This window comes from Thermosporothrix hazakensis, assembly GCF_003253565.1.
Lineage (GTDB): Bacteria > Chloroflexota > Ktedonobacteria > Ktedonobacterales > Ktedonobacteraceae > Thermosporothrix > Thermosporothrix hazakensis.
This window is the reverse complement of sequence record NZ_QKUF01000007.1, coordinates 73,357-96,979: the sequence shown is the minus strand read 5'-3', so window position 1 is coordinate 96,979 and position 23,623 is coordinate 73,357. Positions and strand designations below refer to the sequence as shown.

Below are 23,623 nucleotides of genomic sequence, written 5' to 3'. Positions count from 1 at the left end.
TCGGCCTATGCCCCCTTCTTGCTCTTTTCTTCTCTTACCACCTTCAGGAAGTGGTCGAACAGCCATTCTGCATCCTCGGGACCCGGAGTTGCTTCGGGATGGAACTGCACGGACAGGAACGGCAGTTCCTCATGTTTCAGCCCCTCATTGCTACCATCATTTGCATTGGTAAACCAGGCAGTGAAGCCCTCGGGAATGGTGCCAACGGCAAACCCGTGATTCTGTGTCGTGATATAGCAGCGCTTTGTATTGCTTTCAATGCAGGGCTGATTCTGACTGCGATGCCCGAACTTGAGCTTATAGGTATCCCCGCCAGCCGCCAGCGCAAGCAACTGATGTCCCAGGCAGATACCCATTGTCGGGATCTTGCTTGCCAGCGCCTTCTGAAGAATCCTGATCGTCTTATCAGCGTATTTCGGATCTCCAGGACCATTCGAGACCAGGATGCCATCAAAGTCAAAGCGATTGGCAGGGTCGAGGAAATCGAAGTCCCAGGGCACTGTAACCACCTGGACATTGCGCTTGAGCAGGCTTCGCTCAATGTTGCGTTTCGCGCCGCAATCAATCAGCACAATTGTTGTATCACCGGAACCGGCTTTCATTACTTCTTTTGTAGAAACGCGCGCCACTAAATTTTCACTGTTGGGGTCATAGAATGGAACATCTTCATCATTGATGAGAATTTTACCGAGCATTGTTCCATGTTCACGAATATGCTGTGTGAGGCGGCGCGTATCTTTGATTTCCAGGCCCGGGATGCCTTCGCGCTGTAACCATGTACCCAGGCTCATCGTGCTCTGTGCGTGAGAGGGCGTATCAATATAGTTCGAGACAATCAGACCGGAGACCCGGATCCGCTCATCCTCCCAGAGAGAAGGTTCTGGCACGCCATAGTTTCCCATAATGGGATACGTCATTGTCAGGATCTGCCCGGTATAAGAGGCATCCGTCATGGCCTCGGGATACCCGACCATACCAGTGCAAAACACCACTTCACCTGCAATCGATTCAGGGTGTCCGAATGAGATCCCCTCAAACCGTGTTCCATCTTCCAGCACCAGCGCGCCCTTTCTGGGCAACTGCTTCTTCTGCTCAGCTAGACTCTTAGAAACATCCTGTAGCAAAGTGTCCTCCATAGTATTGTGCATCGCCGTACACTGATCCTTTCCTTTATGCTTGTCCCAGAATGAGAGCTAGTAGCGCCATGCGGGCGTATAAGCCGTTACGAATTTGTGAGCGCAAATACACGGCTCGCTCATCACTATCCACGGCAGGATCAATTGTTCCGACCCGTGGAAGGGGGTCCATCAGAATCATGTCTTTATTTGCGTAACGTTCCATCATCGCAGGCGTTACAATAAATGACTTTGTTACCACCTGGTCATATTCTTCCAACGATGCGAAACGCTCCCTCTGAATGCGTGTCCAGTACCAGAAGTGACAGTCTCCGGGAATATCCTTCTCGCTGAAAATCTCTATCATTCTGATATTGCGTGATTGCAAGACAGCATAGTCCTCTCGGGAAAGACGCAGCTTCTCAGGCGATAGTAGATACACCGTGTTGTTCGGGAACAGGGACAACCCGCGAATAAGGGAATGCAAAGTACGACTGTTGAGGAGATCGCCAGCCAGCAACCCATTGAGGTTATCCAAACGCCCAAACTTCTCATAGAGGGTATAGAGATCAAGGATGGTCTGAGTCGGATGCTCGTTATTACCATCACCGGCGTTGATTACCGGCACAAATTGGGCGACCCGGGCCGCCTGACGTGCAGCTCCCGGCTGAGGATGACGCAGCACTATCGCATTTGAGTAGGCCTCGAAGACGCGAATCGTGTCCTCAAACGTTTCTCCTTTATTCACGGAGGAGACTGCTTCCGGGTTCTGAACTTCCAGCGTTTGTCCACCCAGGCGCTTCACTGCTGTAGCGAATGATCCGAAGGTGCGGCTGGAAGGTTCGAAGAAGAGCAGGGAGACAATCCGGCCCGCCAGAATATCCGAGGGCCTACTTTGCTCAACAATTCGCCTCATTTCGGGAACCAGGGCAAAAATTTTTTGCAGATCCCGAGCCTCAAACTGATCGAGTGAGACGACATCCTTCCCCGCGAAACTTCCGTGAATTGGCAGAATATCCTGCCGTGCTTGCTTGACGCTCAGCATTCTTAGAACCTCCTGTAACAACCGTCCCTATCGCACCATTGCTATAAAACAGGGAACAACAGGTTGATAGGTCATCATTTTCGTGTCTTACAGCTTTTTAAGGATTAACACAAAGATAATTTCGTTTTCCCTTTTGTCTCTTTATCGACACCTCACGGGAAACCCTCAAGGCAAAAAAAATTCCTCACCCCCAATAATGGAGCGAGGAAAAAAGACTTTTCCCTTGAACGATCGGTCCATCCTGATGATTTTCCGGAAAATGGAAAGGACAATACCAGTCCTGATTATTCATTTGGATTACCTGTGTTACACCGTTCAAGAGCATGATGATATAAGCCTTTGTATCTACTGGTTGGGAAATTACTGTCACAAATTGATCTCAAATTGTTAAGAGTATAACTCATAGTTTTGAGAAAAGTCAAGAGCCACAGGACTTTTTCTCGGCAAGGGGAACAGGAGCGTATTCTTTTCAGGGCACAGCCCCTACCTGTTCCCCACCGTTCTTGTTATCGTCCGCGCGAAGACGTAGGCTCTTTCTTCTCGGGCAGCGGCTCGTTCCCAACGGCGGAGTCGGCCACAACAGCTTCATCCGGCTGCGAGTCGCGCTCACGCAACACCTGATAGAGAATAATCGCTACAATCGTCGCGACACCGATACCACCCATTGAGATACTCCCGATGGTGATACCCGCGTTCCCCACCATACCGGAGCCAATAATCAGCGTTACACCGGCAGTCATCAGGTTACGGCTCTTTGAGAAGTCCACGTTGTTTTCGATCCAGATACGACCACCAGAGACGGCGATTAGACCAAAGAGCACGATAGAGAGACCACCTAACACGCCCTGCGGCATTGTCTGGATTAACGCGCCGAACTTCGGGCAGAAGCTCAACAGCAGCGCCATCACCGCAGCAACCACAAAGAGCAGGGTTGAATAGATGCGGCTCAAGGCCATCGCACCAATGTTCTCGGAATAGGTCGTGACACCCGTACCACCACCGGCACCTGCGATCATTGTCGCAAGGCCATCGCCCAGGAATGCGCGGCCCATATATTTATCAATGTTCTGTCCGGTCATGGCCGCAACAGCCTTAATATGCCCCGCATTTTCAACAACCAGGATCAACACGACCGGAGCAATCAGGCTAATCGCGTTCGGCGAGAAGGATGGGGCCGTAAAGTGAGGTAAGCCAATCCAGGCCGCCTGTTCCACCTTCGAGAAGTCAATCTGGGGTCCCAGGCCCATCAGACTGCCGATTACGTAGGCAATATAGCCAATGATACCACCGATCAAGATTGGAAGACGCCGTAGCCAGCCTGGCAGGAAAACCGCCACAACAGCGACGGCCAGCACAGTGATCGCCGCAATCCAGCCATCAAATGCCGAGCTGCTGGCCTGAGAGATCGCCGAAGATGCCAGGTTCAGACCAATAGCAGTCACAACCGCTCCAGTCACGACAGGAGGCATCAAGAAATCAATCCATTTATAGCCAAGCAACATGACGACCAGACCAACCAGCGCATAGATCGCTCCGGTCACGATAATACCACCCAGAGCTACGCCAATATTCGGGTTGGGGCCTGAGCCCATATAGTGTGTTGCAACGTTGACTACCGCGATAAAGGCAAAGCTCGACCCCAGGTAGCTTGGCACACGCCCACCAACCAGAAGGAAGAAAATCAGGGTTCCGATACCGGAGAAGAAGATAGCGGTATTGGGATCAAAGCCCATTAAGATAGGAGCGACAACCGTCGATCCAAACATTGCCAGGACATGCTGGATTCCTAACATGATGTTCTGTCCCCACGGTAGTCTCTCGTCCGGGGCCACAACACCCTCTTTTTTCAAGCGCCAGCGCGGAAAATATGAACGCCGCTCTGACTCTGTCATCTGTTTCGCCATTGGATTATTTCACCTCACACTTGCTTGTTGTACGGGCATCTGCAACAAATCCAGAAATACAAACACACAAAAAAAATTCCCACATCCACTAAAAGAGGGATGGGGAAAACCGCAAGAAAAAAATATCATACCAGGAAAAAAGTCTCCACCTCCAACGCCGCCAATGAGCGCTACAGAACTGATAGATTCGTACTGTCATCAGGAGAGACCCTTTCCGCTACACAATTGCTAGGCATACACAAATTGACGAAAGTATACACATTTCCTTCCGACTCGTCAAGCCCCCTCACTCTTTTTTTCTAAATCGACTCGCCACACCAAAAGAAAAGGCTCCGAGCTCAAATTGTGACTCGAAGCCGTTGTTCCTCTGCCAGTTTATTTGACAGCAACCAGCGTGACATCAAAGATCAGTGTCGCGTTGGGTGGAATGGTTCCGGTACTATCACCGTTCGGGCCATACCCCAGATCCGCCGGGATAATCAGGCGGCGCGTGCCACCGACCTTCATTCCCTGAAGCCCTTCATTCCAGCCCTTGATCACCTGTGCATTGCCCAGATTTTCTAGCTTAAACGCCTGCCCGCCGCGATCATAGCTACTGTCGAACTTCTTGCCGTCGCTCTGTAACCAGCCAGTATACTGTACATAGACGGTACTGCCTGCTTTTGCTTCGGGCCCGGAGCCAACTTTGAGATCAATATACTGCAAACCGCTCTGCGTCTTTACCGGTGTCAAATTCGTGGGCGGCGGGGTTGCAGGTCCAGCCGAAGGAGTGGGGGAACCAGAAGTCACTGTCTGCATACCCTGCGCGATCATCGTCGCTTCAGCGTTTGCCGCTGCGGTTGCCGCTACATTGGTTGCGGTCGCCTCAACGTTCGCGGTCGCGGTCGCGTGCTGATCTTTGATCCGATTCGCTGCCGCCTCCTGCTCGGCCACCTGACGCTGATACAAAAGAATCGCGGTGACACCAGCCAGAACCAGCACAACAGCCAGAATGGAGATCGTCCAGTTTCGGATACGACGGCGACGGCGCTCACGGCGCATCATTCGCTCTTGTTGGCGCTGTCCAGGACGGCCCCGTTTATCAGAAGCATTATTGTTCTTCATTGTCTGAGACATACAAATATAATCTCCTCCAGTCCTTCGATTCAGAATGAGTGCAAGATGAGGTTCCTCCATCAGAAAAACCGCTGTTCACTCTGGCCTCTGCTTTGTATACAGATACGGGAACTGCCTGAAAGATCCTCTCTTCTCCTGAAAGATAAGTCCGTCTAGAGCCTGAATAAAGAGAAAATACAGCTCACCCTTCACACCAAACACACGAGACTCACATCTCAAACCGGTAGTGTACCTGAAACCTTTCAGGAAACACGCATAATTCCCTCAGCACTCGCAAAATAGGCATTCGCACCTGTTGAACTCAGTATGTCAGAGTAGATCCCCGCCCTGCCTCCCGGATATTATAAAGCCTTTTCTATGCTTTGTCATGAGAGACAACCTGCAGCAAGGGATTCGGGAAAACAGGTTCTAGCCATATGCCGAGGAAACCGGATGATGCAACTGGACCATACAACATCTACAGAAAAATACGTACCCTGCCCTGTTTTTCTTACATAGGAGCCAATTATCCTACTCTTTCTCCTCTGTTGCATGTTCTTGCTTGTCGGCTCAGATGCATTGAGATCCATGTTGTCAGGTGCCTGCTATTGTATCATGAATGGTGTCCTGAGAGCGACCCCTTTCAAGCACAGGCATAGTTGAAGATCGCGCCTGCATTGCGACAAAACTGCGACAAAACATACAACTATTAGAGACAGAAAACTGGTAGTATTACAGCAAGAACATCGCCATCTATACGCTGATTCAGAGAAAAGCGGATCAAGCACACAAAAGAAAGTCAGGATCAAATCATGTCGGTCATGTACGATTACCTTAAAAGAGTTGCCGCTATCTGTTTCAACCTCCTCAATAAGCTGATGGGAGGAAATCTCCCGCCCTTCGGGAGCGCCTGCGTTATCGTGGAAGAAAAAAACCGCTATCTGGTCGTCAAACTTCCCGGCAATCGCGTGGTATTTCCTGGCGGCTTTATGAAGTGGAAGGAAACGCCGCCCCAGGCAGCCGAGCGCGAGGGGCGCGAAGAGACTGGGCTTGAGATCCAGACCACCGGGCTGGTCAACTTTTATACCAAAACGGCAACAAGCTGGACAACGATAAGCAATATCAGCTTTGTATTCGCAGGCAGAATCGTAAACGGGACATTACGCAACAATGTTGAGGGACAGCCCTGCTGGATGGATGAGCATGAATTGCGCCCGTTGCTCGATCCCCATGCGCAGGTGCTGCTTACTGACTACATTCGCTATCGGACAGCGCGAAAAGAGGCAGGCGGAGAGTCTTCTACCCTTCCCCTGGTGTCGTAAGTCGCCATCACGACACCGGGGAAAGATCGAAAGCTCAGACGCTGGAAGGATAGGTCTCCGGAACCTCGCCGTTCACCCATACTTCCGTCTTGTCCAATGGCTCCACCGCATGTGTTTCATCAATATGAATGGCATCAAACTGTAACGGCAAACTGGCGTAAAAGTAGTGGCCGATTCGTTCAGTCCGAGGCAGGTAGATTACCTCCGTTGTAGACAGGGTCCAGTCAATACCTGTTCCACTGTCCCATTATCACGGAGAATCAGATAGTAGTTCGGCTCTCCTGTCACCTTCCCGGCATAGTGCAGCAGCTCTTCGTAGCTGTTAGCAAGACCGGGACGCACGTTCTTTTGCTCGTGCTGACCCCCCCAATCAGTGGCAGCGGTTACCGTTCCGGTAAAAGTGCTGAACCCTATCAACACGGCATCACGCTCGTACTTCTGCCGGACAAGCTGTCCCACATTGAGTTCACCAGCCTCCGCAACGGAGGTTGCTCGTGCATCGCCAATATGCGAGTTATGTTCCCAGACAACCAGCTTTGGCATTTCACCGTTATACTTCAGATGCGAGGCAAGCGCGTCAAGTGTCTCGGCCATATGATGATCACGCAAGTTCCAGAAAGAGACCTTCCCATGAAACATAGCGCGATAGTATTCTTCAGCATTTTTGACCAGACGCGCGTTCTGCTGAGCATAAAAGAGCTCATCTCCCGCCAGCTTGCCATCTTTCTGAAGCAGGTGTGCCTTTTGTTGCTGTAACTCAGTCAACTGCTTCACTACTTCGGACTCGCACGAAGCCGAGAGCTGAGAACTGGCAGCATGACCATACGCCTGTGCATCTTCGCCAAAATGCTCGAAACAGCTATAGCGCTGGCGGGCTCGCTGCGCCGCCTGAGGGTCAACCTTTTCGAGATATTCAATAACCGCTTCGATTGAGGAATACAGGCTATACAGGTCCAGACCATAAAAGCCGACCGGTCGCTGCTTGTCCCTGTTATACTGATGCAGCCATTCAACAAAGTCGAGCACCTCAGTATTGCGCCACATCCAGGTAGGAAAGCGCTGGAAGCCACCCAATGCCACCTGTCCCGATGGATCCCGCTTCTCTCCTCGGATATAGCGATTCACGCGATAGGCGTCGGGCCAGTCTGCCTCAACCGCAACGCCACAAAAGCCCTTCTCAGTAATCAGCCGTTTTGTGATATTGGCTCGCGCCCGATAAAACTCCTGAGTTCCATGCGTTGCCTCACCCAGCAGCACAAAGTGGGCATCACCAATCATATCGAGCAGCGCATCATAGTTTTCTGTTTTACCTGTGAGCAGATGAGCCTCTTCCCTGAGCACTTTTGCCAGTTTCTCCCGTTCCACCTCAGTCATAAGACGCACCCTCTTTACAGCGCAGTACCGATCAACGAAACGCCTGCACCATCATTTCCTCAACGTCGCGACGAGTAGGCAGGGCCGTTCGTGCACCTATCCTGGTTGTTGTCAGCGCTGCCGCAGTACTGGCAAAGTTTCCGGCTTCAATCATGCCCTGCCCTTCGGCAAAGGCGACCGCAAGCGCACCAGCAAATGCATCCCCGGCCCCGATTCTATCGCATATCTGAACCGGGAGACGAGGTAGCCAATGCTCTCCATGCTTCCATACAAGTAGGTTGCCTTTATTTCCGGCTTCGATTGCGACTAGCTTCACGCCTTTTGTCAGCAGTTTCTGAGCTGCCTCCCGGGCTGTCTGCTGATCTGTTACCTTGCAGCCCGTAATGGCGCGTGCTTCCAGAGCATCCGGCTTCATCACCTCGACCAGCCGCAACAACCCATCAGGAAAGATCAGCGGAGGAGATGGATCAAAAAAGATCTTTGCGCCTGCTGACCAGCCAAGTTGCATCACCTCAGCAACGACTTCAACCGATACTTCAAGCTGAACCATAACAATCTTTGCCGAGCGGATCAAAGACGCAGCATTCCTCACATCAGCGATCGTCAATGCATGAGCGGCAGCCAGACCAAGCATCATAAGCCGCTTATCTCGCTCATCTTCCATCACCAGACACATACCGGTCGGTTCTTGCGAACTCCGCCAGAGATACCGAATATCGACACCCTCACGGAGAAATGCTTCTGCAATCGCATCCCCACGTGGATCGTTCCCGATCTTGCCAATAAATGCGACATTGCCGCCCAGACGGGCAGCGGCAACAGCCTGATTTGCGCCCTTGCCCCCGGGCAGTTCCAGCATTGTTCTCCCTACCACCGTCTCCCCTTGCGCCGGGAGCCGGGAGCCCCGCACCATACAATCGGTATAGGCTCCCCCGACAACCACAATTTCCGGATCTGCCATAACGAACACTCCTTGCTTAGTGCAGCCTCGGGATAACATCCCTGCCGTATTCGTTCACAAAGGCCTTTTGATCAGGACCGGCAGAATGCACAATCACATGATCGAATCCAATGTCCGTGTACTGTTTGACAAATTTCGCATGTTCCTCCGGGTCCGCTGAAATGCAATTTGTCTGCTTGATTGTGTCCGCACCTACGACCTGCCCATTTTCTTCTGACATCGCCGGGGTATAGATCTTTTGATTAAAAAGAGCCGGGATATAAGAGCCAGCCCAGTATTGAAGCTGTCCCTGAATAGCGGCATCTGTATCCTGCGTATATTGCACATTTAGCTCAATAATTTTAGGAAGTTCCGCCGGATCTTTCCCAACCTCTCGCGCTCCCTCTTCAAAGTTCTTGATGATCTCTTTATAGAGCTCTATTGGCTTGCCTCCTACGGTAAACAGACCATCCCCATACTTTCCGGCAAACTCAGCGCTCCCGGGAACCATAGCCGAAACATAAATCGGGATCTGCTGTGTTGGAGGCGTATACAATTTAGCCTTTCGCGTCTGATAGTATTCTCCATCGAAAGAAACTGTTTCGCCGGTCCATAACTCACGCATGAGTTCAATCGCTTCTTGTAACCGCTCGCGGCGCTCAGTATAGCCCGGCCAGTACGCCATCACAGGATACTCGTTCAATGCCTCACCGGTCCCTACTCCCAGAAAGACGCGCCCGGGAGCCAGGTTATCCAACGTTGCCGTTGCTTGCGCGATAATAGCAGGATGATAACGCAGGGTGGGACAGGTGACACCCGTTCCGAGCAAGATTCGTTTTGTCCTGGCCGCCACGGCTCCAAGCAGGGTCCAGCAAAATGACGCCTGTCCCTTCTCACTCCAGGGATGAAAGTGGTCACTTGCTTCCACAATATCAAAGCCTGCTTCCTCGGCTGTCACTGCGTAATCAAGCAATTCAGCAGGGGGATACTGTTCTATTCCGCATTTCCAGCCAATCGAGACCATGTATCTTGCTCCTCTCTAACGCTGCAAACTCTCTATGATCCGTCTCTACATCACCCCTTCCCCGCATCCCACACAAGGTACACGTCCCCTATACAAAAAAGGTTTATTGCGCTCGCGCCATGCTCGCTGTCACATTCGTCTCCTGATTGTTCGTGTCTCTTTTACATCACCATTACAGCGAAGGGAACTCCTTTACTATCTCAGCAGAAAAGAGAAGGAGAGATCATGGCACGTGAAGTTGTTGTTATTACAGGTGCTTCAGCAGGGGTAGGACGGGCCACCGCTCGCACATTTGCACGTCATGGTGCAGCAATTGCGTTGTTGGCCCGCGGAGAAGATGGATTGGAAGATGCCCGCCGCGAAGTAGAGGAACTGGGGGGTCAGGCCCTTGCCATCCCGACTGATGTATCCAAGCCCGAAGAGGTCGAAGAGGCGGCGAAAAAAACAGAGCAGACTTTTGGCCCTATCGATATCTGGATCAACGATGCAATGACCTCGGTTTTTTCTCCGTTTAAAGAGATGCAGCCCGATGAGTACCGCCGCGTCACTGAGGTCACCTATCTTGGCTACGTCTATGGGACAATGGCAGCCCTCAAACGGATGCTTCCCCGAGATCATGGAATGATTGTCCAGGTAGGCTCAGCGCTGGCCTATCGCGCAATCCCCCTACAATCAGCGTATTGCGGTGCCAAGCACGCGATCCAGGGTTTTACCGAATCCGTACGGAGCGAGCTGTTTCACGATAAGAGTAAGGTACGCATTACGATGGTACAGATGCCAGCGCTCAATACTCCACAGTTCTCCTGGGTGAAAAGCCGCCTCCCGCGTCAGGCACAGCCCGTTCCCCCCATCTATCAGCCGGAAGTCGCCGCCGAAGCGATTTATCATGCCGCCCATCACTATCGACGCGAGTGGTATGTTGGACTCTCAACGACCATCGCCATTCAGGGAAACAAATTCTTTCCTGGCCTGGGTGATCGCTATCTGGCAAAGACCGGCTATGCATCGCAGCAAACGTCAGAACCGGCAGATCCAAACCGGCCTGACAATCTCTGGCACCCGGTTCCCCCCGATCATGGGGCACATGGGCAGTTCGACGACCGATCACGCTCCTCAAGCATCCAGTTCTGGCTCACCAGCCATCGCACATCGCTTCTGCTTGCAATGGGGGCCTTCATGGGTCTGCTCGGCCTGGGAAAAATCTTTCTCAAAAGTGCCTGAAATGGATCGCAGGACAAAAGAGCAGTCCTTTCCGCTCTTTTCCTCCTGCACCTTAAAGGATCCGCTCTGTTTTCTTACGTATATCCTCATCCATAGATATCTCTCTAAATAGATGTACTCCATATAAAATAGATTGTGTAGGCACCCTGTCAAGCATGAATAAAGCGGGAGCACTTCATTGCCTCTTGCGCCTCTGCTCGAATATAATCTATTGACACCTGAAATCTATGGAAACGAGGCCAGCAAGATGCACAATAATGCTGTATTTCCATTTGCCAGTGAGGCAACGCCTGGAACCGTCTATCTGATTGGAGCCGGGCCCGGTGATCCAGACCTGATTACAGTCAAGGGGCTCAATATCTTGCGCCAGGCAGATGTGGTGCTCTACGACTATCTGGCCAACCCGGTTCTACTCTCGGTTGTTCCCCCTGATGCAGAAAAGCTCTATGTGGGCAAATCAGCCGGAAGCCATGCACTGCCGCAACAGGAAATCAACCGCCTACTTGTTCAGTATGCCCGCTCACAAAAGATCGTCGTACGGCTGAAAGGGGGAGATCCTTTTGTCTTTGGGCGCGGGGGAGAAGAGGCCCTCTATCTCGCACAACATGGTATTCCCTGGCAAGTGGTACCTGGTGTGACCTCTGCGGTTGCCGTTCCGGCCTACGCGGGCATTCCAGTCACGCATAGAGGTTATGCGGCATCCTTTACTGTCGTTACCGGTCACACAGGCACACACCCTGATAACTCATATCTGGACTGGTCCACGCTTGCCCGTTTAAATACCACACTCATTATTCTGATGGGTCTGGGAAATCTTGCTTTTATTGTGGATGAACTGACACAACATGGTCGTCCAGGAGATACACCGATCGCTGTCATTCAGTGGGGCACGCTACCAGAACAACACGCAGTGACCGGCACACTGAATACCATTGTGGAACGGGTCAAAGCCGCGCAGGTACGGCCCCCTGCCCTGATTGTTGTTGGCCATGTAGTTGATTTGGCACAGCATCTTCGCTGGTTCAGTGCAGACGCCGATACCCCGTCCTGAGTCTCTATCGATATTTATCAATAAGAAAACCCCGTAGAGCGAATCTACGAGGTCTTCTTCTTTTGAAAACTACCTAGTGTTTATTACAGTTTTTCTTTCCCGGGGTACAGGTTGGCGTCTTTGACGGCTGTTGCGTCGGGGTGGGGTTTGTCAGTGTAAAGAAAGCCGGTCGATCATCTCCGACTTTGCACTGACCCAATCCATCCTTATTAAAGTTCATGGTGATCAGGCTGTTTTTGCCAATGGCGTTAAAATGATTGGCCGTTGAGAGCTCAAAGACAACAAAGCCATCAGCATTGGTCGTCTTCGTCTGTGTCTCCTGCATATAATCGCCCCAGGTAATCGTAGCGGTAACCGTTGCGCCAGCGACACCTTGAGGGTTGCCGTTCACCAACTGAACAAAGCGTCCATTCGCGCCAAACCTGGCCTGTCCGTTAAGATAAGGAGGTGTTGCATCAGTCACCCAGGCACCACACTGTAAGTTATTCATAGGACTGTTAGGAATATCCTTCTGACTTTTCGAGACATCGATTGTAATTGTTGGTACCGGATTGCTATTCGCAGGTAAACTATTCGCATCAGGACCACAGGCAACCAGCCCGATGCTTAACAGAAATAAAAGAAGGACGAAGCTGCTCGTAATATATCGTGTCTTTTCAGACCTTTTTATTGTGTTCATATCTTCTTTTTTCATCAGACAAATCGCCTCTGAAAGCCCCTGACTTTGAGTTGTGGGGAGGATCCTCAGACCTCCACTCACACGGATACCAGGTACCTCACAGATACGGAGTGGCTTTGTTTGCCGTACAGGCTTTTACTCCGTAGTGTTGCTTTATAGTGTACCGCAGTGGTCAGAGCTGGCAAATGTCCCGACGTTCCTCTTGTATTCACCCGGCTGGAGCTGGGATCACTCCTACAGAGTGTTAGCTGAGACAGGTCAGGTCCAGGCCTGCTCTTCACCCGTCCCCACATTCAGACAGAGGTTCCTGACAAACCCGCAATTGTTCTTCCTACAGATATATACACTTCTATCTGCATTAGCATAGCATAACTATGCCTTATCTGCCCCATTCTGTAAAGCCTCTACCATGAAGTACTATAGCAGAGAGGCAGACAAGCGCGAAAGGGCTTCCACGCACCATAGCGCTGTCACAAAGCGGCCCTCTCCCGCGTGTTCCAAAAGGGTTATGCAGCCAGAGTGCTGCTAAGTCATCTTGATAGTATTTACTCGGTTCCTCCCCATCTATTCGCAGGCAAGAGCATATTTGTATGAATACAAACACGAGGGAGCGCCTTTCATCCCGTGCAAGCCATGCAAGCAACGAAGAAAAGCGCTTCTATCCTCTCTAAGATCAGTATAATGAAAAGGAGGAGAAAAAATTGAATCCAGGTAGCATCTATAGGACGAATCGCCAAGAGCGGTGGTGGGTTGCCTTACGAGGGATCATAGCCATACTTTTCGGCATTCTTGCCATTGTCTGGCCCGGGATGGCCCTGTTTGTTCTCGTCTACCTTTTTGCAGCCTACGCCCTGGTCGACGGCATTTTCGCAGTTACCTCGTCCTTTCAGGCCCGATCCTACTTCCGCCACTGGTGGATCGTCCTGATAGAAGGGATCGCGGGCATCATTTTTGGCATTCTCACATTTATCTGGCCGGGAATCTCGTTTATTGTCCTGCTCACCCTCGTTGGTGGTTGGGCAATTGTTACCGGCATCCTTGAGATCATTGCCGCGATTGAACTCAGTCGGGCTATTACAGGAGAATGGCTTCTGCTTCTGACAGGGGTGCTCTCTATTCTCCTAGGAGTCCTGCTTTTTGCGCGGCCTGTGGCATCCCTGCTTGCAATAGCCTGGATGATCGGCATATATGCGATTCTGTTCGGCATCCTTTTACTTGTGCGCGCCTTCCAGCGCCGTAGCGTCCTTTCCTACTGATCCATTGCGTTGAAAGAGGTAGAGAACTATTATGCCACATGATCAGCATCATTCAGCACAGGAGAACGAAGAAAAGAAAAAAGAAGAAAAATCATCAAATGCTGATATAGAGCAGAACCAGATTGAAGCAGTAGAACAAGAACTCGCTGAAGCCCAACAAAAAGCCTCCGAGTACCTGTCTCTGCTTCAGCGAACCCAGGCAGACTTTATAAACTACAAGCGGAGGGTCAATCAGGAACAAAGCGAGCTGATGTTGACAGCGCAGGCTAACCTGATTTCACAGCTTTTGCCTGCACTGGATGATCTGGGCAGGGCGCTCTCCTCGCCCCCCGCTGAGATCTCAAAGAATGCCTGGGTCCAGGGAATCGGCCTTGTCGCGCGCCAGTTCACTATCAGCTTACAGCAAATCGGACTGAAGCAGATAGGTACGCCGGGCGAACCATTCAACCCGCTCTGGCATGAGGCAATCTCGACCGAGGCTCGATCCGATATCGAGGAAGGAACCATTGTCCATGTTGTTCGCCCCGGTTACATGCTCAAAGATCGGGTAATCAGACCGGCACAGGTTGTCGTCGCAGGCACAGCATCAACCGCAGAGCAACGGAGCGAATAATTTTGGCGTTAACTGTGTTTAATAAGAATGGAAGCAGAGCAACGTGTTAAAGGAGGTATCAGACGAGTATGGCTAAGGTGCTTGGTATAGATCTTGGTACAACGAACTCCGCAGTTGCGGTCATTGAGGCAGGTGAACCAACAGTCCTCGAAAATAGCGAAGGCTCTCGTCTCACACCCTCTGTTGTCGCTGTAACCAAAAGTGGTGAGCGCCTCGTTGGTCAGGTTGCCAAACGACAGGCCGTCACCAATCCAGAGAACACCATTTTTTCGGTGAAACGGCTGATGGGCCGTCGCTTCGATGATCCTGAGGTTCAACGCTCCCTGAAGAGCTCTCCGTATAAAATCACACAGGCCGCAAACGGTGACGCTCGTGTCGTTATGGGAGGGCGCGAATACAGTCCCCCTGAAATTTCGGCGATGATCCTGCAAAAGCTAAAAACTGACGCGGAAAACAAGCTCGGCGAACGCATCACCCAGGCAGTAATAACCGTCCCAGCCTACTTTAACGATGCACAGCGTCAGGCAACAAAAGATGCAGGCACTATCGCTGGTCTGGAAGTGCTACGTATCATCAACGAGCCAACCGCTGCATCTCTGGCGTATGGCCTGGAAAAGAAGAAAGATGAGATTATCGCCGTCTATGATCTGGGCGGTGGCACTTTTGACATCTCAATCCTTCAGCTTGGTGAAGGCGTCTTTGAGGTGAAAAGCACGAACGGTGATACCCACCTCGGCGGTGATGACTTTGACCAACGCATCATTGACTGGCTGGCCGATGAGTTCCGCAAAGAGCAGGGCATTGATCTGCGTCAGGACCGCATGGCCCTACAGCGACTCAAAGAGGCTGCCGAACGCGCGAAAATCGAGCTTTCATCTGTGACACAGACCGAGATCAACTTACCGTTCATTTCGGCTGACGCTAGCGGTCCCAAACATCTGGTGACGACGCTAACCCGAGCCAAGCTGGAACAGCTCACTAATGATCTGATCGAGCGAACACGTGAACCAGTGATGAAAGCGCTGCGCGATGCCGATATCAGTGCCAATCAGGTCAATGAGGTAGTGCTTGTCGGTGGACAGACCCGCATGCCCGCCGTCATCAATATGGTACGCAACATCTTTGGCAAAGAGCCGCATAAAGGCGTGAACCCGGATGAAGTAGTCGCGATTGGCGCAGCCATTCAGGCCGGTGTGCTGCAAGGCGAAGTACGCGACGTGCTGTTGCTCGATGTCACTCCGCTCTCGCTTGGAGTCGAGACGCTCGGTGGTGTGATGACGAAACTGATTGAGCGCAATACCACCATTCCGACCCGCAAGAGCGAAACCTTTACGACCGCAGCAGACAATCAGCCAGCCGTCGAAATTCACGTGCTACAAGGTGAACGCGAACTGGCACGTGATAATACCAGTCTTGGGCGCTTCCATCTGGAGGGTATTGCCCCGGCTCCGCGTGGCATCCCGCAGATTGAGGTCACATTCGATATCGATGCGAACGGTATTCTGAACGTCTCTGCTCGCGACAAAGCAACCGGGCGCGAACAGAAGATCACCATTACAGCCAACAGCGGCCTCTCGAAAGAAGAGGTCAACCGCCTCGTACGCGAAGCCGAACAGCATGCGCAGGAAGATAAGCAGCGCAGAGAAGAGATTGAGGTACGCAACCAGGCCGATAGCCTTGCCTATCAAGCAGAACGAACCCTGAAAGATCTGGGCGATAAAGTCTCCACCGATCTGCGCAGTCAGGTTGAGGAGAAAATAAAGGATGTCCGCGAAGCGCTGAAAGGCAGCGATATGGCTCGCATTCGCGCAACGATGAGCGAGCTTGAAAGCACCGTTCAGCGCATCGGTCAGGAAGTCTATGGTCAAGCCGGAGCAGGCGCAACCGCTGGCGCTGGTGCTGGCCCACAGAACCCCGGTCAGCAGGGCCCCTCTTCGGGACGAGGTGATGACACAATTGAAGGGGAATACCGCGAGGTCTAAAGGTTTAAAAGAACAAGCGTCTCTATCAGAAGTTACTTTGCCGGTAGCGCTTTCTGCTATCGGCAAAGTGGACTTCTTCACAGCCACCTTTTGTGCTCTGTTTTCCTATTTCCTGTTACCCATTTGAGCTTTCTTTTTTCTCAGGAGAACACTATATGGCTGTAGATTATAAGGACTATTACAAAATACTGGGTGTAAGTAAAGGAGCGGATCAGCAAGAGATTCGCAAGGCATTTCGTAAGCTGGCTCGCCAATACCACCCGGATATTAATCCGGGGAACAAAGAGGCAGAAGAGAAGTTTAAAGAAGTTAATGAGGCATATGAAGTTCTTTCTGATCCGGAAAAGCGCAAAAAATATGATGAGATGAGCAGCTACTATCAGCGCTACGGCTCATGGCCCGGCGCAGGAACCGGTGGCTTCCAGAGTGGCGGCCCATACCAGTATCACACGATGACGGAAGAAGATCTCTCCGATCTCTTTGGCGGTCAATCACCCTTCTCTGATTTCTTTAATACGTTCTTCTTCTCTGGCTCACCTACAGGAAGCGGCTTCGCAACCGGTAGCCGACGTCAGCAGACACGTGGGCGTGACGTTGAGTCAGATATAGAAGTGACGCTGGCAGAAGCCTATCAGGGTGTCACGCGCACGCTGGAACTGACCGAGGCCGATGGCACAACCAGGCGTCTACAGGTGAAGATTCCTGCGGGCGTTCAGGAGGGATCACGTATTCGCGTTGCCGGGCAGGGAATCGCTGGAACTCAGGGACGAGGAGACCTCTATCTGCGCGTGCATATTGAGCCCGATCCGCGCTTCACTCGCGAAGGGACCACCTTACGTACCACAATTGATGTGCCGCTAACGGTTGCTATGCTAGGTGGCGAAATACAGGTGCCGACACCCGATGGACGCCGCTTGTTGCTGCGCATTCCTGAGGGGACAAATAATGGACGCTCCTTCCGGCTGCGTGGTCAGGGTATGCCACAACCCGGTAAGACAGATCAACGTGGTGACCTCTATGCAGAGGTTCGCGTAACGCTACCAACACAGCTTACACCTGAGCAGCGCAAGCTCTTTGAGGCATTTGCCCGGTCCCTTGACCAGCAATCCTAGCAACGTTGTTCTAGCCTGAGCCCAAAGCCGGGTACAGTGAAAGGAGGTCGTTATGAGTGACACGCGCACTCATCGTATTATGCTCTACAATAGCTCACAGACCAGATTTTATAGCGAAGAGGAAACGATCCAGATATCACGTCTTGACCCACAACTGATTCGTTCACTGTGCGAGGATGGGTTCATCGGGTGTCACGATATCGTTGAGGAACAGGCTCGCTTCAACACCGAGGACCTGACACTTCTGCGTCGAGTGCGCCGCCTCTATAACGACCTTGGCGTCAATTTAGAGGGAATTGAGATTATCTTGCACCTCCGGAACCAGTTAGAGGCCTTGCAAAATGAGCTGGAACACTATCAGAGGCGTGAGAGATGAACTTCCGTCCCCTCTCACGCTTCCTCTTGTTATGGGGTCGTCACTTTGATCGTGATATGCTTCGGATCGGCTGGAAGTGCCAATCCACCGAGACTATCAGGCTTGAAGTCGACTCCCGTCACACCTGCCTCTTTTAACAGTAGCGGCTTCGCCTCATCCTGTCGTTTTCCAGCAAGCAGCCTGGTGAGCTGCTCTTTCTTACTCTCTGAAGGCTGGAAGATCCATTTTCCCTCTGCCGCGATCTCGACCATTGCAACGTCTTTCAATGCAGAGACCAGTTTCACGTCACCGAACTTCACATTGAGCGGTCCGAGCTCTGTCCCTGGCTTGCTATGCCCTTTCTCTTTCAGCTTTTCCAGTGCGGCCTTCTGTAAATCCTCCTGTTTATATGCCAGAACCGAGCACTCTTCTTTGACGCGAACTGTGACTTCGGTGGCCTCATCATCGATCTTATGATTGGCAGTCGCTTTATCGATACAGATAATGCCCTCATCTCCGTTCAGTGCCACCTTTTCCTCTGGACCAACCAGCTTCTTGACACCCTCCTGACCTTCCGCAACCAACTTGTCCCTGTACGCTTTAACGACTCCGTCAATATCGCTCTGCTGGACCGCCTGATAGTCGCGCTCATCAGCGCCACCGGTAAAGGGATCAGGATTGGACATATCGAACATGATCCCTCCTGTGGTTTTAGAGCTTGTAAAAATAAATGGACCATCCAGAGCATGCGCCGGAATATTGCCTGCCGATCCCGGCTGCATCACGACCGCCTCTACAGTCACTGTTTCCCCCTGCACAAACCTGAACGCCTGAGTCAGAATGTCCAGGCCATTATGCTGTACCCGTTTAAAGGTCGCTTCTGGTTCTGTGCCACTGATATTAGTAAACACCAACTTCCCGGTCGCGCTCTGCGCAATCTGGTGTTTCATGCCCTTGACGGGAACCGTCTTCACCATCTCCCGGGTGGTAAAAACGAGCTTGTGTCCCTTCGCATCAGATACACCGGCAGGGCTGGCAGACTGCTCCGCAACCACGTTAACTATAACCGACTCTTTCAACGGCTGTCCCGCCGAGTGAACCTCAACCGTCATGCTACCAGCAGGCACAAAAAGCAGAACGGCCCAGACGGCAGCACATAGCACAAGCACCACCAGACAACTGCTGATAATGACAAACTTGCGGCCCAGTTTCCTACGCGGCTTCTTTGGCTGCCAGTTATCGGGCGCGATAACTCGCTGTGCAGCACTCGGACCAAAAGGCGGGGGCGTAGAGGCCCCGGGGTATGGTGTCACAGGTGGAGGCGTCAAAGCATCTGACGGGATAACTCCTGGTGTCACAGGCGGCGTAGCATATGGAGACACAACCGGGGGAGTTGTAAAAGCTCTCTCCTCTGGTGAGGGTCCAGAGAATGACTCTACCCATGTTGGCTCAAATGACATAGCAGACTGCGGGTTTTCTGTCTGTTCAACAGGTGAGGGAGTTGTCTGCACTTTTGCTACCGTGAAGTCATCCGCAAGAGTATCAGGCCGGGCTGGTGTGGTAGCTTGTGTCTCGGGCTTCTCTGGCTCACCTTTTGCCAGCACTACATCTTCATCCCCATTTTGCATGGTTCCCTCCTGAGTTTTGACAATGTCACAGGGGTTCACCCGGCCCCACTTTCCACAATGCCAATATATCCCCCTCTGGCATCAATCCTCATTATTCGTTTTCTATTATAAGGTCTACCTCTTCTATTATAAGTTCCCCCTTGATGTAAGCACAACCATTCTCACGAAATTCCCATAAAAATACAATAATCGTCTGCCTTTCCCGCAGATCAGCAGAGAAAGGCAACGCACTGAAATTCAATATACACAGGAATATAATTCGATCTTCAATCGTTTTGCATTGCAGAGGAAGTGCTGGCATTTTCTTGAATTGCGGCCAGAACACGCTCAGGTAGCATTGGAAGCTGTGTAATCCAGACGCCCGTTGCCTGCTGGATCGCGATGGCAACCGCAGAAGCGAACGGGACAAGCGGCATCTCTGCCATGCCACGTGCACCATACGGTCCATTCGGATCAGCCTGTTCCAGTAGAACCGAAACGATTTCATCGGGCATATCGGCGGCTGTAGGTAGCGCGTACTCACCAAATTGGCGAACCAGTGCCCGGCCCTCCTTGAACGGAAAGTCTTCAAGCAAAGCATACCCGATAGCTTGCGCAACTCCACCCTCAACCTGCCCCGTGATCTGTTGCGTATTAATCGCCTTGCCAACATCGTGAACACTGATGACACGCCGAACATGCACAACGCCGGTCTCTCTATGAACCTCAACCTCTACCGCTTGCGCAGCATAGGCATAGCAAAAACCAAGCTGTCCCCGCTGTGGCACAGGTTCCAGCGGAATGGTAGTCGGTGGCTGATACTGTACGGTAGCCTTAGCACTCTCCTGATCGGTATCGCTCCACTTCTCCCGGGCCACCCGGGCAGCCTCCTTGACGGCGCGTCCGGCAACCAGGGTTATGCGAGAAGCCGCTGTACATCCGGCATCTGGAACCGTACCGCTTTCATGACACACCAGCGACACCCGCTCCAGTGGCAACTGAAGCGTCTCAGCCGCGATCTGCTGTAATGTCAGATGCGCCCCCTGTCCGACATCAGCCGCGCCAATCCGAACTTCAGCTCGCTCCGGCTCGGCGGTTCCAAAGACCGCCACCGTCGCTGTGGCCTGCTCAGGGAAGCCAAAGGAATACCCCATACATTTGACGCCGCATGCGAGGCCGATTCCTCTCCTGACCTCCTCGTTCGGCTGTTGGTCCTCTCTGTGCCAACGCTTCTGAACCTCTTCAGCACATTTTTCCAGCACAGCCGACGCGCTCACCCCAGGAGGCAAGGGAGCGTGCGCAAGTTCTGTACTGCCCTCCCGTATCATATTGCGTCTGCGAAACTCCACCGGGTCCAGCCCGAGCTTTTGCGCCAGACGGGTCACCATGCACTCGGTCGCAAAGTGGATCTGCGGCGCGCCAAACCCGCGAAAAGCTCCCGAGACTCCGTTATTTGTATACGCCACATAGCCATCAATTTTGATATGTGGCACCTCATAACAGCCGCTGGTCAGCAGAGCCATTACCTTGAGGATCTCAGTACTGGTAGAGGCATACGCACCACCATCTGCCAGAATCTCGGCCTCTACTGCTGTGATGAGTCCGTTACGGCGAGCCCCCCAACGACAGCGTATCGTTGTCGGGTGCCGCTTATGATGCCCGATAAAAGATTCTTCCCGGCTCCATACCAGCGCAACCGGACGGCGCATCTTCCAGGCAGCGAGCGCCAGGAGTGGCTGGACATACACATCATCTCTACCACCAAACGCACCACCAACCGCCGCATAGCGCACAATAACCTGTTCCTCGGGAAGCTGTAACATACGAGCGATCTGTCTGCGGTCCTCGTACAGCCATTGGCCCGCCGTCTCCACAACCACACGGCCCCGCTCATCAATATAGCTGATCCCGGCCTCGGTCTGGAGAAAGGCATGCTCCTGCCATCCTGTCCGAAATTCTCCCTCTACAATAACATCTGCCTCCTGAAGGGCACGAACAGGATCGCCTTTGCACAAAGGCAAATGCAGCAGACAATTTGAGCCGTGCTGTTCGTGCACCAATGGCGCCCCTTCACAAAGCGCCTCGCGTGGATCAGTGACCGCGGGCAGATCTTCATAGAGAACGTGTATCTGACGGGCCCCCTCTTTTGCCGCACGCTTGTTTTCCGCCAGCACCAGCGCCACACGATCCCCTTCAAAGCGCACCTTCTCCCCGCACAGAACAGGCTGATCCGGTAAGATCGGACCCAGGCGGTTGAAGGGAACATCTTGCGCTGTCAGGACGGCCACAACGCCGGGAATCTGTAATGCCTTCTCAGTCTCAATTGCAAGAATCCGCGCATGCGGTCGTCGCGCAAACACAACCTGAATCTGAAGCATATGTGGCTGTACCAGGTCGGCAGGATATCTGGCCTGACCGGTGACTTTCTCCAACGCATCAGGCCGTGGTAGTGCCTTCCCGATTATCTCTGTCATATCTGCCTCGCAGTGTGAAGAATTGCTTCAATGATTTTCAGGTATCCTGTACACCGGCACACATTGCCGCTCAAGGCTTCACGGATCTGTTCCACATCTGGATTGCGTTTCTCTTCCAGCAATTTTCCCCCGGCCATCAGCATTCCCGGAGTGCAGAAGCCACACTGAACAGCACCACACTCAATAAAAGCCTGCTGTAGCGGATGCATTGTTTTCCCTTGCGCCAGTCCCTCAACCGTCGTTACAGTGGCGCGATGTGCTTGCCAGGCCGGCACCAGACAGGATACAACCGCCTTACCATTCAGCCAGACTGTACAGGCACCACATCTTCCCTCAGAGCACCCCTCCTTTGTGCCAGTCAACCCGAGATCTTCCCGAAGGAGTTGTAACAGTGTCTTCTCCTGCCCCTCGGTGAGCCAGTAGCGCTGACCATTGACCGTCAACTCAAGCTCGCGGGTTACAGGCTCCAGCTCCTCGCTTGTCGGCACTATCGTTTCCAGCAACACCGGGTCACCCTTCCACTCCGGAACTTCCTCCGCGATCTGGTGCAGTCCTTGCGCAACCAGAACAGAGAGCATATGCCGACGGTACTGCGCCGAACAATGGGACATCTCTTCAAAAGAAATATCAGTGCTTGCCAGCCTTCCCGCCTCCTTCCATACGGATGCCTCAAGCTTCTGTCCGAGCAAAAATTGTTCAGCCGAAACAGCGCGTTGCAGTGCCGCACTGGAAGAGCCTGGAACTATCCGAGCCTCGTGAATCATACCGTTCTCAAGCGTAAGCAGGATCGCCAGGTTGACCACCGTCACAATCTGCGCACGTCGAACACCAAGCTTCAGAAAGCAGCCACGCTGGCTTTTCTGCATCGCAGGCACCCGGATCTCCCGTACCAGTTCACCGGTACACAGGGCGGTTTTGTAAGCGCCGTAGTAGAAGTCTTCAAGGGGAATGGCCCGTTCCCCCTGCTTGTCGAGGAGAACCAGTTCAGCCCCAAGCGCTGCAAGAGTAGGGAGCATGTCACTTGTGGGAGCTGCGGTAACGAGGTTCCCGGCAATGGTGCCACGGGTGCGAATCTGTGGAGAGCCAACTTCCCGACATGCCTGTACGAGAGGAAAGGCATACTGTTGACAAACGGCCGATCGAAGAACATCATTGTAGGTAGTCAGAGCGCCTATGGCGATGGTGGGAGTCGCAGTGCTCCTATGATTGTAGCGTATATATCGCAGTTGAGCACTTACACCCGTCAGATCGATCAGGGTAGGAATGGAGCTCTCATCACGTTGCAATTCAGCCAGCACATCATTGCCACCTGCAATCATCCTTGCCTTACCTGCATGTTGCTGTATCAATTCCAGCAATTCATTCAGGGATCGAGGCCTCAAATAGGTCTGCCACATGCCTCACCTCTTTTTCTGTTTCACTCCGGCTGCCACGATACGCCAGACCCACGTGCA

At 52.4% G+C, this 23,623-nt stretch carries 19 protein-coding genes; 8 read left to right on the top strand and 11 right to left on the bottom strand.

The window, feature by feature from the left end; genetic code table 11:
- Positions 1-5 precede the first annotated feature (5 nt).
- The 4 genes from carA to EI42_RS33225 all read right to left on the bottom strand — a co-directional run bounded on the left by carA (position 6) and on the right by EI42_RS33225 (position 5,180).
- Complete coding sequence (gene carA, locus EI42_RS12360) at positions 6-1,136, bottom strand: glutamine-hydrolyzing carbamoyl-phosphate synthase small subunit (RefSeq protein ID WP_170142593.1); 1,131 nt, start codon at positions 1,134-1,136, stop codon at positions 6-8.
- A 34-nt stretch (positions 1,137-1,170) separates the two neighbouring features.
- On the bottom strand, positions 1,171-2,160 hold the full coding sequence (gene pyrB, locus EI42_RS12355; protein ID WP_111322314.1) for an aspartate carbamoyltransferase: 990 nt from the start codon (positions 2,158-2,160) through the stop codon (positions 1,171-1,173).
- Positions 2,161-2,666: 506 nt separating this feature from the next.
- Positions 2,667-4,052 (bottom strand): solute carrier family 23 protein, encoded by a 1,386-nt coding sequence (locus EI42_RS12350; RefSeq protein ID WP_111322655.1) that lies wholly within the window; start codon positions 4,050-4,052, stop codon positions 2,667-2,669.
- Between the two features lie 387 nt (positions 4,053-4,439).
- Positions 4,440-5,180 carry an FKBP-type peptidyl-prolyl cis-trans isomerase gene (locus EI42_RS33225; RefSeq protein WP_211326143.1) on the bottom strand — a complete coding sequence of 247 codons (741 nt, stop codon included), beginning with the start codon at positions 5,178-5,180 and terminating at the stop codon, positions 4,440-4,442.
- Between the two features lie 800 nt (positions 5,181-5,980).
- Here EI42_RS33225 and EI42_RS12340 point away from each other — a divergent pair.
- Positions 5,981-6,481 carry an NUDIX hydrolase gene (locus EI42_RS12340; RefSeq protein WP_211326142.1) on the top strand — a complete coding sequence of 167 codons (501 nt, stop codon included), beginning with the start codon at positions 5,981-5,983 and terminating at the stop codon, positions 6,479-6,481.
- Positions 6,482-6,679: 198 nt separating this feature from the next.
- Here the strand turns inward: EI42_RS12340 and EI42_RS12335 are convergent, their stop codons facing one another.
- From EI42_RS12335 to EI42_RS12325, 3 genes are read right to left on the bottom strand one after another with little or no spacing between them, the layout of a single operon-like run.
- Positions 6,680-7,855 carry an erythromycin esterase family protein gene (locus EI42_RS12335; RefSeq protein WP_211326141.1) on the bottom strand — a complete coding sequence of 392 codons (1,176 nt, stop codon included), beginning with the start codon at positions 7,853-7,855 and terminating at the stop codon, positions 6,680-6,682.
- Positions 7,856-7,886: 31 nt separating this feature from the next.
- Positions 7,887-8,816 (bottom strand): PfkB family carbohydrate kinase, encoded by a 930-nt coding sequence (locus tag EI42_RS12330; protein WP_170142572.1) that lies wholly within the window; start codon positions 8,814-8,816, stop codon positions 7,887-7,889.
- A 16-nt stretch (positions 8,817-8,832) separates the two neighbouring features.
- Positions 8,833-9,819, bottom strand: coding sequence for a TIGR03557 family F420-dependent LLM class oxidoreductase (locus EI42_RS12325; protein ID WP_111322308.1), 987 nt, complete (start codon positions 9,817-9,819; stop codon positions 8,833-8,835).
- A 225-nt stretch (positions 9,820-10,044) separates the two neighbouring features.
- On the opposite strand from EI42_RS12325, the gene EI42_RS12320 reads away from it, so the two are divergent.
- Positions 10,045-11,040 carry an SDR family oxidoreductase gene (locus tag EI42_RS12320; RefSeq protein ID WP_111322306.1) on the top strand — a complete coding sequence of 332 codons (996 nt, stop codon included), beginning with the start codon at positions 10,045-10,047 and terminating at the stop codon, positions 11,038-11,040.
- A gap of 178 nt (positions 11,041-11,218) precedes the next feature.
- Entirely contained in the window at positions 11,219-12,091 is an 873-nt protein-coding gene (gene cobA / locus EI42_RS12315) for a uroporphyrinogen-III C-methyltransferase (protein WP_211326140.1), read from the top strand.
- A 73-nt stretch (positions 12,092-12,164) separates the two neighbouring features.
- Here the strand turns inward: cobA and EI42_RS12310 are convergent, their stop codons facing one another.
- Positions 12,165-12,770: a hypothetical protein gene (locus tag EI42_RS12310; protein WP_137686232.1), complete on the bottom strand. Its 606-nt coding sequence runs from the start codon at positions 12,768-12,770 to the stop codon at positions 12,165-12,167.
- Between the two features lie 701 nt (positions 12,771-13,471).
- On the opposite strand from EI42_RS12310, the gene EI42_RS12305 reads away from it, so the two are divergent.
- The 5 genes from EI42_RS12305 to EI42_RS12285 all read left to right on the top strand — a co-directional run bounded on the left by EI42_RS12305 (position 13,472) and on the right by EI42_RS12285 (position 18,109).
- Positions 13,472-14,026, top strand: coding sequence for an HdeD family acid-resistance protein (locus EI42_RS12305; protein WP_211326139.1), 555 nt, complete (start codon positions 13,472-13,474; stop codon positions 14,024-14,026).
- 31 nt (positions 14,027-14,057) lie between these two features.
- The gene (locus EI42_RS12300; protein WP_111322302.1) at positions 14,058-14,639 is read left to right on the top strand and encodes a nucleotide exchange factor GrpE; all 582 of its coding nucleotides are present in this window, start codon (positions 14,058-14,060) and stop codon (positions 14,637-14,639) included.
- Positions 14,640-14,707: 68 nt separating this feature from the next.
- Positions 14,708-16,621, top strand: coding sequence for a molecular chaperone DnaK (gene dnaK / locus EI42_RS12295; RefSeq protein WP_111322300.1), 1,914 nt, complete (start codon positions 14,708-14,710; stop codon positions 16,619-16,621).
- Between the two features lie 155 nt (positions 16,622-16,776).
- Complete coding sequence (locus EI42_RS12290) at positions 16,777-17,733, top strand: DnaJ C-terminal domain-containing protein (RefSeq protein WP_111322298.1); 957 nt, start codon at positions 16,777-16,779, stop codon at positions 17,731-17,733.
- A 52-nt stretch (positions 17,734-17,785) separates the two neighbouring features.
- On the top strand, positions 17,786-18,109 hold the full coding sequence (locus tag EI42_RS12285) for a chaperone modulator CbpM (RefSeq protein WP_211326138.1): 324 nt from the start codon (positions 17,786-17,788) through the stop codon (positions 18,107-18,109).
- 29 nt (positions 18,110-18,138) lie between these two features.
- Here the strand turns inward: EI42_RS12285 and EI42_RS12280 are convergent, their stop codons facing one another.
- The 3 genes from EI42_RS12280 to EI42_RS12270 all read right to left on the bottom strand — a co-directional run bounded on the left by EI42_RS12280 (position 18,139) and on the right by EI42_RS12270 (position 23,566).
- On the bottom strand, positions 18,139-19,716 hold the full coding sequence (locus tag EI42_RS12280) for a hypothetical protein (protein WP_111322296.1): 1,578 nt from the start codon (positions 19,714-19,716) through the stop codon (positions 18,139-18,141).
- Positions 19,717-19,982: 266 nt separating this feature from the next.
- Positions 19,983-22,169 carry a xanthine dehydrogenase family protein molybdopterin-binding subunit gene (locus tag EI42_RS12275; RefSeq protein ID WP_111322294.1) on the bottom strand — a complete coding sequence of 729 codons (2,187 nt, stop codon included), beginning with the start codon at positions 22,167-22,169 and terminating at the stop codon, positions 19,983-19,985.
- The gene (locus EI42_RS12270) at positions 22,166-23,566 is read right to left on the bottom strand and encodes an FAD binding domain-containing protein (RefSeq protein WP_111322292.1); all 1,401 of its coding nucleotides are present in this window, start codon (positions 23,564-23,566) and stop codon (positions 22,166-22,168) included. The genes EI42_RS12275 and EI42_RS12270 overlap by 4 nt, the downstream gene beginning before the upstream one ends.
- Positions 23,567-23,623: the final 57 nt, after the last annotated feature.